Below are 11,683 nucleotides of genomic sequence, written 5' to 3'. Positions count from 1 at the left end.
AATTATAATGTATTAAAATTAAAATATATGGTTTAATTTATTACAATCATGCCTTCTATACATCGAATTCTCATTGAATTACAGGAAGCTTTGGGCTATAGCCCGGAGTATCAGGGGTTATGTCATGGCTTTTCATTGCGCTGGTTAGAGGCAGCACTTTTAGGCAATAAAGAACTACAACGCTTTGAAAATCGAATAAACAAAATTGTCTCAATTCCTGTAAATGCATTAGCGCAAGCAATTAAACAAGCCAAGGCTCAGAAAGGAGGTTTATCCTTAGAAGAGCAGAAACTATTAGATATTCAGGTCTTTATTGATAGTTTAAAGTTATTTCATGCTCCCAATAAGTATTCTGATTTATTTAATAAGACTTATGTCAGCCAGCAGCAAATTGAACTTGTTTCAAGATTTGCCTCATCAGATGCTATTAAAGAACTTGGTGGTTTAAAAGAAATTTATTCTGCACCTTTTATTTCTACTAAGGAAGAAATGAAAAACTATTTAGATTACTTAGGTGAATTATTTGAAAAACAAGCGGCGAATATTTCTAGCGAGCCTATAGGCATTTTATTAGGGACTCTAGAGCACACTGTTGCTATGGTTTACAAACCAGGCCAAGGATTTATTTATCGAGATAGTAATCAAGATCCTTTGGGATTAATTAGTGATAATACTCTTCTTGTAGATGCTATTATGCAGGGGCAGGGCTTTCAAAATGATAGTCCTTACAGTGCCTTTAATGTTAAGGTCATTATACCTGCAGAAGATAAGCGCTATGATCATTTAAAAACAGAGTTAGCTTCCTTTAAGAAATTACATCCTATTAACAAAGAGATCGCTCAACGAGAAGCCAATAGTGTCAACTTAGTGCATATTGCAGCTCATCATGGCCATCATGAACTAATTTATCCCTTAAAAATTTTAGGCGCAGATTTAAATAAACGTGACAAGAATGGTCGAACTCCTGCTTTCATGGGTGCGCAAGAGGGTCATTATAAAGTGATTAGTCTGTTGGGCTTATGCGGAGCAGATTTTAATATTGCAGATGAGAAAGGTGTTACTCCCGCTATAATTAGTGCCCAAAACGGCCATGATCAAGTGATTACTCAACTTGGTTTATGGGGAGCAGATTTAGATATTACAGATAATAATGGTACTACTGCAGCTTATATGGCTGCCCAAAATGGGCATGAAAGAGTGATTACTCAATTAGAAATATGGGGCGCCGATTTTAATATAGTTGATGAGGAAGGTACGAGCCCCATTTTCATCGCCACCCAAAATAAACATGATAAAGTTATTAAGCAGTTATATTTAGCTGGTGCAGATTTAGATATAGTTGCTGACAATATACCAACTGTTGCTTATGTTGCTGCCTGTTATGGTAATGTAGAGTTAGTTAAAAAATTACTAAAGTGGGAAGCTGACTTTAGCATTCCTTTTATGACAACGAAAGGTGACTTAATAAAGTTTGCTAAACTGCATGGTGTACATGTAGAACAACGAATGGCTGATTTTTTATTAGACCATACAACAGAGGAAATTGAAATTATACCCTATGAAATAGCTTATATTATGGGGTATGATGATATTTTAAAGCTTCTTGATAATCATCTAAACCTTGAAGATAACTCACTTATTGAACAGCAGAAAGGTAGTACCTCGAATCTAGAACAAGAAGATAACTTTGTCTCAAAGAAAAAACGGCTCTATGTTGACGAAAAAAAAGAAAATTTGCTATTTTTCAATGGAATTAATGAATTAAAGACATCTGCTGAGAAAAAAAGGAAAACGAACCCTGGCTCTGACTTAATAATTAAATATTAATTTCAGAATTATAAGTATAATAGTAAGTTCAAATTTAGGTGCTATCTTCTTTAGCCGCAAGTTAATATTTATCCTTGCAATCATTTCTCTGTTCAAATTGGCCATAGTTATGCTATAAAATCATTTTTATGTTCAACTTGATTGTGGTTAGTGTATGGTAGATATTAAAGTTGCTGTTACCGATAGTCCTGAAGTAGGAAGTCTAAGCGCACCTTCACTTAAAAAGGCATTTTCTTCTGTAAATTTCGATGTCATAGATGCTGATTTTCGGGCAATGATGAAAGATATACCTAAAGAGGAATTTGAGAAGCTATATACCACTGTCCAAGGACGTACTAAACTTTTCGCCCATGCTAAATACATGGCTACTAGAATTCTTGATAAGGTAGACTGTTTAGCCTTATCAGGAAATATTGCAATGATTGATCCGTTGTTATTCAACGAGCCACGGGATAAAAATTGCAATTATGACTTTTCTCGAACTATCGCTGAGCTAGCTTTAATACATGTTGCAACACAAAAGGGCATGCCAATACTAGGAATTTGTGGGGGACATGAGGCCATTGCTGTGTACTATGGTAGTATACTAAGAGCACTAAGTCCGGCAGAGTTAAATAAACAGGGCTACATGTCCTATGATAAAATTATTTTCAATACTCAATCAATTTTAGGTCAACTTTTTAACTCTCATGAAGAGAGTTTATCTTCTAATTCACCCACTTTAGAAAGAAATTTTTTTGGAGCGCATAAGCAAGTAGTTGATAGGCTAGGCACGTCGTATTTAAATGTAACAGCTAGAGCTAGTGATAATAAGCTAATTGAAGCAGTTGAAGGAAAGTATGGAGCGCCTGTAATCGGGACACAATCTCATCCCGAAATTACTATATATGGCATATTGCCTGATTCCAGTTATATGGGAACTGAAGAAGAAAAAAAAGTTAGCTTAGAGTTATTTCATTTTTTCTTTAAGGCAGCACGAACTTATAACAATAAGAAAAGATTAGAAGTTGAGATAAAAAAAGAAATTCCAAAACGACAAGAAGTAGCTCCAAAGGTAGCAAAAGATACGGATTTATTACTTAAGGAGCGTATAAGAGTAAAGACTTCAACTTTAATTAGGGAAAATAAACCAAATCAAAATGGAGATACCTTAATTTTTGCTAATGCTGAATCTATACAACAAAATGATATACCATCTAAGACTTTACTAAATAATCCAGCAACGTTTTGGAAAAGAAATAAGAGGCTTCATTCAGAATTAGACGATGCAACCTATGATCAGAACAAGCGTAGCAATACTAAGTGAGGATTCAAATCAAAAGGTATGGTTTTGCTGCAAAAAGGTGGTGGCTTACAATAAAACTTTCAAGAGTTCATCAGTAAAGATGAAATTATTGTAAATTAGTTTAGCTCCGGAGAGATTGGCATTTTAATGCTAACCTTTCTGACTCTGAATTAAACTCATTTTTCTCTATCTTTAAATCTGGTTTTTGACTCTCTTGCTTTGCAAATAAACTGCTGATTCGAAGATTAGTGCTTATCAATTGATCAGAAATTAAATTTCGCTGCTTTAGAATCAAAGTTTGGACTTCATTTAAATTAGTTAGATTAAGTAGTGGACTTATAAAATTCATACTTCCTAGGCTTGCATTATGATATAACTTCTTATCTTGAACTTTTAAACGTTCTGATTGTTCAAAATCAAGACATTTTAATGCTGCGTTATTGGCTTTATAAGACAGTTCTAATTCGCCTTTTTCTTTGAGATATATTCCATAGTAAAAATAGGTTTCAGTTAGCATACGGTATGCATAAGAGCCATAATAGGGCAAAATATTCTGTTTAATATTTTTAATAATATTGCGAAATTGGTATTTAACATTTTCAAATGAGAGATTATCAAAATTAACCTTTATATCTTCGTATAGATAGGCGTAATAGCGCTGGCAGGCATGAATAGAATTAAAAGTTACTGCTTGTTTAAGATAATTTATTTCTATTTGCGAGAAATTTACTTCTAGCAGTTCAGCTACCTTAATTGCTTTATAATAAAAGAAAATACCTAAAAATAGTTCCAATTCATTTTTACAAGGCTGCTTATATAAGGTTTTATTATAATCTTGAGTTATTAAGAAACCGTAGGTACTCCAGCAGGAAAGCCATATGTTTTTAAATTGAGCTAAGTTGCATATTTCTTTGAATTGGTCGCTTAAAGTAGCTAATCTAGCAATTAAATCAAAATGATTGCCCTCAGCTATTAATTTTTGCACATGTTGAATTTTCTGAATACGTTCCATTGCTTCAAATTTTTTTAGGAAATTTTCTGCAACCTTTAGAGGGTCACTTTCTAAAAATTCTGTTAGTGTTTGTATTTTTTTAGACTGTACTTGAAAAAAATTACCAGGCATTGCAAGTTGTCCTAGATAATAACTAGAGCTAATTGTACATGAGAAACCACTAAAAAATCTTTAAAATAAATTTCTTAAGAAGTGATTATTTAAAATCTAAAATAGTAATTTACTAACACTTCCTTATTGTCCAGCTTGCCGGCATTCATTTTTAGCGTTTTCTCTACATAGTTCTACACAGTTCTCGCCGCCAGCCTGTTGGCATTTATTAATACAGGCAATTAAAATTTTCTGTATACAGGAATTCTCCGCATTTTTATCTTCTTGCAAATTAAATTCAGAACTAGAATCAGCGTAGGTTATTGAAAGGCAGATTAATCCCCAAAAGCAACCGCTAATTACTTTTTGCATACATTTTCTCCCTAATTTATTTACAGTAAGCAAGGTAATGAGCTTAAGTGCCTTAATAGCTCTTTATTATTACTAACCAAAAATAAAATTAAAAACGCGCTTACTATTCAAGTATAGATTAATGGCAGTTGGTAAAATTTAGTACCTTATTAAAATAACATAGGAAATATTGTATTAATCAATATTTATATAAATCATCTTAAGGCGAGAAAGGTTAAAAATGTGAGTTATTGGGTAATAGAGCCTTACTTACAATCCAATCAAAATGTTAGTTAATGTCCAATCGTCTAAGTATTGCAGAAAGCCCTATTTATATAGTGACTATATTTTGATTACCTCATTAGTTTAGTGCATTTCATATGAGCTAGAGGCTACTGTTTCTGGTAAATCACTAGGGTTTTTTTCGTTATCGATGGCATAAAATCCTATCTTTTTTAGTGTAGCTATGGGACTTAAGCTTGCAGACGGTGGGTTATAGGCTTTCTCTAATCGATCGATATGTCCTTCAGCGCGCTTTAAAAGATCAGCATAACGTTCATTAGACAATTTTAATTCTTCTTCAACAGCATGAAGTTTATTTTTTATTTCCTTAGTGCTATCAACAATTTGGTCAAAACCTTTCGATCTATCAGTAAGAAATTCTTGTAACCGTTCCTGAAATTCAGCTTGCTGTGATTCATCAGAATTTAAAGTCTTAAATAATTCATCTACAGTTGCTCGTAATGTTTGCGATACTGTATTAGCTTGATCCAACTCAAGACCCATTTTAGTTTTAACATCGTCGAGTTCTAAAATCTTAGCTAATAATTGTGCCTGGCTTTCCTCATAATCTTTAATAGTTCTTTCTAGTTGTAATTTATTTTGTTCTAATAATTTTGTATGTTCTTCAACAGCACTGGAAAAATTTGCAGAAGTTTGTTTAAGTGCTTCTTTTGTTATATCTAATTGTTGCTCAACATCAACTAAATGACTCACTTGTGATTTTAATTGCTCAACCTGCTGGCTTAGTGCTGCTACAAGCGCTGTTAGGTGCTCATTTTCAGTTTGAAATTTAGTTATTTCACTCGCTAGCTCTTGGCGTAACTGGTCTAGCGATTCAATCACAGTACCTAAGGTATCAGCCAAGCTTAAAATACCTCTTTTAAGATCATTTTTATCATTCTGGCTTTGTTGATAGTGATTATCTAGTAAAAGGCTGCTTCCTACATAAGTGAATAATGTAAATAAACTTATAACAGTAAGTATTAAGAGATGCGTGATAATACTGACGACTAAAAGGGGCACAATGATAATTGAGCCTGCTATAACTTTTTGCCACCAAGGTAATTCACCCCAAAATTTCGCCGCTCTTGATAAGATGCTTCTGTTTTGAGCAAATGCGTCAATCATCTTGTCCAGTTCTTCTTTAATACTTGCTAGTTGTTCTTTAGTTGAGGCAATTTGATTAAGTTTATCTTGCTCCTCATTTTGAGCATCTTCTTTTTGAAGATTATCAAGCTCTGGCTCTGGAAAAGAATTATTGGCTAGATTTACTATTATTTCTTCTGGGTTGTTTTTAATATCTTGGGTTTTCATTCCTTGCTTTCCTTTATTTTAGTTATGATAAAAACAACTTAATTTTTGAGCAGCTCAAGTAATTAGGCATTCAGTAATTGAAGAGCTAAACTACAAGAAGCCTTTATATAGCACCACCCACTAGGCTTTATACTTCGTTGCAAGCTTGCTCGGCTCAGTCATGTACTTATTGGTAAACTCCTTCGCCTTGTCTAAAACTTAGTGGGCGACGCTATAGCGTTTAGGGAAGATCTTATCTATTGATTTTTACTCCTTTATTTTTTTTATACTTACTTTAACACATTGAGTTTAGAAAAAGATCGATCTTGACTTTAATTAGCAATTATAAACTTAATAAGCTAATAATTAGAAGATTCTATATTTAAGGTTTAGTTAGCTTTAATTAGCCATCAAACCAAACAATTAATTCTGCTTCTTAAGCATATTTAAGGATAATAAAAATGAATTTCTATCGGCTACTCGTAATTTTACTCCTGTTACTTCCTAATTTTGCACAAGCTCTACCATTACATTTATTAAAACATCCAGCTGGATTTAAAATTAGTATTTATGCCAATCCAGTGCCAGGCGCCCGGCAAATGGCTTTAGGAAGTAACAATGTTGTTTTTGTTGGCTCAATAAGGGAGGGAAAAGTGTATGCTGTGGTTCCAGATAAAAACCGTAACTATGGTACTCGCGTTATAACGCTTGTAGAGGGCTTAAATAGTCCTAATGGTGTTGCTTTTTATAAAGGTAATTTATATGTCGCAGAGACTAATCGTATTTTACGTTTTGATAATATTGAAAACCATTTATTAAATCCACCTAAACCTATTGTGATTAACAATAATTTGCCAAATGAAGATGCACATGGTTGGCGCTTTATACGTTTTGGGCCAGATAACAAACTCTATATAGGTATAGGCGCTCCTTGTAATGTATGTTTAAAGAAGGACGTACGATTTGCTACTATTATGAGAATGGATCCGGATGGTAGTCACTTCGAAGTTTACGCTCAAGGGGTACGCAATACGGTTGGCTTTGATTGGGATCCGATCCACCATGAGTTGTGGTTTACAGATAATGGCCGTGATTGGTTAGGAGATGATAGCCCACCTGATGAAATAAATTATGCTCCCAAAAAAGGAATGAATTTTGGCTTTCCCTACTGTCATGGAAAAAATATAGCTGATCCGCAATATGGACATTTACGAAAGTGCAATGAATTTACACCACCCGTATTTGAGCTTCCTGCTCATGTAGCCGCACTTGGTGTAACCTTCTATACAGGTAATTTATTTCCAGCTGAATATTATGGCCAACTCTTTATTAGTGAACATGGCTCCTGGAATCGTAAGCAAAAAATAGGCTATCAGGTTGTTGCTGCTAAATTAAATAATAGGCAAGTTAGTCAAGTACAGCCATTTATTACAGGGTGGTTACAAGGAGAGAAAGTTTGGGGAAGGCCGGTAGATAGCTTGACTTTACCGGATGGTTCTTTACTTATTTCAGATGATTATGCCAATGTTATTTATCGAGTTAGCTATACAAAAAAGTAAGCTTTTAGGGCTTACTTAGATATATTCATTTTAATAATACCATTTCATGGGTGAGATGTTGCCGCAGGTAATAGATTAGTTTTCATTTGAGTATTTTTAATAAAATTAATAAAAACCAAGTAGACACCATTAGTCCAACCAAACCCTGTTTCATTGGTTTTATAACTAAACTTAATTTTGTCCACTGTGTGGATACTGCGTTCTTCAACATCATATTTTTCAAAAATTGTGTGGGCTTGTTCATAACCCTTTTCTACCGTTTTAATAAAGCGATTAGCCACCTCGTGAGCAAGTTGTCTATAGCCATAATTCTCTAGACCAAATACTGTAAAATAATGAAGAGGTGCCCAGCCAAATGGCGCATCCCATTGAAGGCCCGGATAATGCTTACTGGTCAAAAGACCGCCTTTCTCAAGAAAATTGGGTAGATTATTAATCAGTGCTTGGGCTTGTTTTTTTGAAGCAATACCTGCCCAAAGAGGATAAAACGTGGTGGCGTAAGAATAATCTCGTAACCGTTTAGTTTTAAAATTATAATCAAAATAGTAGCCTGTACGGGAATCCCAAAGATAATGATTAATTAATTTCGCTCTTTTTTGAGCTCTTTTTTCCCACACTTTAGCCATTTTTTCCTGATTTAAGATCGTATAAATTTCCTGGCTTTCTTGCTCTAATTTATAAAGTAAGACATTTAAATCAACAGGTGCATAATCCATTATAGCGGCACTGAATGGGCCAAATTTTGCTGTAATATCAAATCCTGACTCTCTAACGGTACGATCAGCACGATAAAATAAGGGAGTTAATTGTTTAGTTTGCTCATTATAGTAAAGGTTTTTTTCATAATCAGAAATATCATGCGTTTGAAAGTAATCTATTACTTTAGAATAATAAGTGGGCGATTCTTCAGGGCAAGGCCCTGAACCACCAGCATAATAGCGGGAAAGTCCTAATTTTGGTATTAAATGGGGCGGTGTGGTCCAATAGCGGTGTAATTTGTTAATTGCTGGTAATGTTGATTTTAACCATTTTTTATCTTGTGTTTTATAATAATAGGCAAGAATCATCCCTGTTAAGAGAGGAGGATGTGAGCGCTCTAAATAATAAGTTCTGTTAGCATTTAAAATAGTACCATAATGTTTAATTTCATAAATTAAATTGTCTACCATATTTCTGGCAAGCTGCAGACGATTATGTTCTAGTAACCCCAATTCGATAAAGTAACTGTCCCACCCGTACATTTCATTAAACCTACCGCCTGGAACCACATACGGGAAAGGCAAATAGAGCAAGCCATGTTCTTTAATTGAATTAGTATTTTTGGGTAAATAGCGAAATTCTATCCATTTTACAGTATCGCTTGGAAGATGTTGGGTTGCATTTGCTTTTACCGCTTCAATATCTTCGCCTCTAGGCACATAGATAATTAGCTTTTCTTCAGGCAATTTGCTATCAAACCAAGATTTAAATAGATTTCTATTATCACGTGTTAGTACATCCCAACTGCGAGAAATATAGTGATGTATTTCATTATCGGCTTTTGGTATTTGATTGGTAACAACCGACTCGGCATTTAAGGAAAAACTGTAACAACAGTTAATAATAAAAAAACTAATTATTAATTTTCGCATCCAACCCTCAAACTTATAAATTTACATAATACTACTAAAATAATGCTGGCAAGCCTAACGCAAGTTACAAAGCTAACTTATTCATCTTAGGTGTAATTACTGTATGAGGTGAATAACTAATACGATGTATTCTAAACCACATTAAGTAACTGCCTTAAGATGAATAAGTTTTAAAAAGCTAAGGCTGCTCATTATTAACTTAAATTTCTTAAGTTCTTAAAATCTTTTTAATTTTTTAGTTTTATGGCCATTTCCTTAAATTACTGCGGCGATTCCAAGGATAAACTCCATCGCCTATATTGTTTACAACATGTCTGATTCCTGTATTATCCCTGCCGTCTAACCAAAATAAGACTATATGCTGTAGATCAATTGTTGATTTTAATGGGGCTTCAATTGCACTTTCCAGATAAACATTGGTAGCATCTCGAAAATAACTATAAATACCAAACCCCCATGCTTGATGCGTATCTACATAATTTCCAATTTTATAGGATGCATATCCATTAATAGAACCATTTTGCCATTCAGCTTGACTGGGTGGATCATAGGGGATTTCTGACTGGTATTGAAAGACTTTCCCGTTATTTCCATTCCATACTGTTTGATACTTTTGAAAATGCTCAACCATCAAATTATATATGGTTACATTATTGCCATTAACTGTAATGCCATTATTGCCTTTATTGGTATACCATCCAATGTTCCTACCATGATCGGCACGCCACATCCAAAGATTATCACCAACAACGTCATTGCTATTTATTTCTAAACAGCTTTCTGTCTGACCTAACTGTGCAGGACCCCCAACTCGGCAAAAAAGATCATACAGGAAAATAGGATTACTTGCGTGTGATCGATTGCTGCATTTACCATTACCTATCTGTACTAATTTAGAGGAGTAGACAGGACCTGCATCAAATAGAAGTCCTGCTAATTGAATACCACTAAGATCACTAACGATCATTGCCGGTTTACCTGTATCATTCACAAGTGTCGGAAGGCCTAGTCCATAAACAAGAGTATTACTTCTAGTTATTCGAATTGAATCATTTAAATGATAAACACCTGGGGTGAGTATTAAACATGGGTATGGGTTGCTTTGTAAAGCAGAGTTAATTTCCGCAACCGAGTTGCTTGGTTTAGCAATAAAGCAACTACTTATAGGAAGCGCTTTCCCTCTAATATTCCAATCCGTTCCTATTGCATCTGTCCTTAAATTAGGGCGTTTAAGATAAAATTGATTAACGTTTTTATTGAAGTAAATATAAGGTTTTTCGCGCACTACAGGTGACTTCTCCACGACAGTAATCGACGGATTAGGCCAGGTACCACCAGGAACTGAACCAATATCGCCAACAAATACCATACTCCAATTTGCGCCTTCCCAGTGACCAAAGGTCGAATTTCGAGTTAGCCACTGCTGTTGTGAGCCAGAATAAATTCCTCTTTCGATGTTAGAATTAGCAAGGAAGCCGCCACTCGAATAACCTATTTCCCATAATCGCAATGAGCCTTGTAAAATATTAACTCTACGCATAAAGGTTGCTTGAGAGACAGCCCAAACATTTTGATCTTTAGGAATGGCATTAGGATAGCCGAGCGAACCTAACGTTGGAATAATGGTAAGATTTTCTGCGCCACGCCAAAAATTAATTAACGCTCCTGGCCCACGATCAGGATGGCTTGGATCATGTGGCGGCATATCTTGTGTGCGAACAGCGCCTGTTATTACAGTGTCGTTAGGGTTTTCTCCTACGCCTAAGACATGAGTATAATAGCCTGTTCTAACATCAATATTTTCATCTGCCCCATATTGCCCTGGCATAAACATAAATGCATAGCGTTGTTCACCAAATTCATTATAGCGCTGTTGTTCGTATATCTGTCTTATCGTATTATTAATTTCACTGGCTTTCATGCTGCTGTCGAAAATGTAAACATTAGGTCCAAAAGGATTATCGACTTGTTCTGCAAAAACACAGCTAGATACAAGTGTTAAAATAACCATAGCGGCATTTTTCTTCATATGGACGAACTCCTTGTTTTTGATTACCCTTCCAATTAAGAACCTCTTATCAATTTGTTCAATACCCGGGTAGATTGCCAGATTATTTCCGAAAGGTAAAAAAATCAACCTATTTTAATAGCAAAGCTGAGGAAGCAAAGAAAACAGACCTGTTTTTTCTGGATCTTTTTGGTATTTTATTTAGCAATTTACTGCCAATTTATTAAAGTTAACTTTATTGATAACTTTAGCCCGGGTGAATGGTTTAGATGTATAAATCCAATTAGGCAATACATTATAATGTATAAAGCTATTAATTAGCATAAAATGAGCACTTTTGAACTG

8 protein-coding genes are annotated in these 11,683 nt (G+C 34.5%); 3 read left to right on the top strand and 5 right to left on the bottom strand.

All coding sequences use genetic code 11. From position 1 onward, the window contains the following. The first annotated feature begins 48 nt into the window (after positions 1-48). On the top strand, positions 49-1,827 hold the full coding sequence (locus tag ACQUW5_RS10555; RefSeq protein WP_444991209.1) for an ankyrin repeat domain-containing protein: 1,779 nt from the start codon (positions 49-51) through the stop codon (positions 1,825-1,827). 154 nt (positions 1,828-1,981) lie between these two features. Next, positions 1,982-3,133, top strand: coding sequence for a gamma-glutamyl-gamma-aminobutyrate hydrolase family protein (locus ACQUW5_RS10550; RefSeq protein WP_444991208.1), 1,152 nt, complete (start codon positions 1,982-1,984; stop codon positions 3,131-3,133). Positions 3,134-3,233: 100 nt separating this feature from the next. On the opposite strand, the gene ACQUW5_RS10545 is transcribed toward ACQUW5_RS10550, so the two are convergent. From ACQUW5_RS10545 to ACQUW5_RS10535, 3 genes are all read right to left on the bottom strand, one after another. Next, complete coding sequence (locus ACQUW5_RS10545; RefSeq protein ID WP_444991207.1) at positions 3,234-4,235, bottom strand: DUF5630 domain-containing protein; 1,002 nt, start codon at positions 4,233-4,235, stop codon at positions 3,234-3,236. A 123-nt stretch (positions 4,236-4,358) separates the two neighbouring features. Next, a complete protein-coding gene (locus ACQUW5_RS10540; RefSeq protein ID WP_444991206.1) occupies positions 4,359-4,586 on the bottom strand; it encodes a hypothetical protein in 228 nt (75 codons plus the stop codon). A 345-nt stretch (positions 4,587-4,931) separates the two neighbouring features. Further along, entirely contained in the window at positions 4,932-6,161 is a 1,230-nt protein-coding gene (locus ACQUW5_RS10535) for a LegC2/C7 family Dot/Icm T4SS effector (RefSeq protein ID WP_444991205.1), read from the bottom strand. A gap of 440 nt (positions 6,162-6,601) precedes the next feature. On the opposite strand from ACQUW5_RS10535, the gene ACQUW5_RS10530 reads away from it, so the two are divergent. Then, positions 6,602-7,699, top strand: a complete 1,098-nt coding sequence (locus ACQUW5_RS10530; protein ID WP_444991204.1) for a PQQ-dependent sugar dehydrogenase — start codon at positions 6,602-6,604, stop codon at positions 7,697-7,699. Between the two features lie 44 nt (positions 7,700-7,743). On the opposite strand, the gene ACQUW5_RS10525 is transcribed toward ACQUW5_RS10530, so the two are convergent. Together ACQUW5_RS10525 and ACQUW5_RS10520 are read right to left on the bottom strand one after the other, a co-directional pair. Then, a complete protein-coding gene (locus ACQUW5_RS10525) occupies positions 7,744-9,330 on the bottom strand; it encodes a trehalase family glycosidase (RefSeq protein WP_444991203.1) in 1,587 nt (528 codons plus the stop codon). Between the two features lie 241 nt (positions 9,331-9,571). Next, positions 9,572-11,359, bottom strand: coding sequence for a pectate lyase-like domain-containing protein (locus ACQUW5_RS10520; RefSeq protein ID WP_444991202.1), 1,788 nt, complete (start codon positions 11,357-11,359; stop codon positions 9,572-9,574). Positions 11,360-11,683: the final 324 nt, after the last annotated feature.

Source organism: Legionella pelazae, from assembly GCF_052527395.1.
The sequence above is the reverse complement of the archived record's forward strand: the minus strand, read 5'-3'. Positions and strand labels throughout refer to the sequence as shown.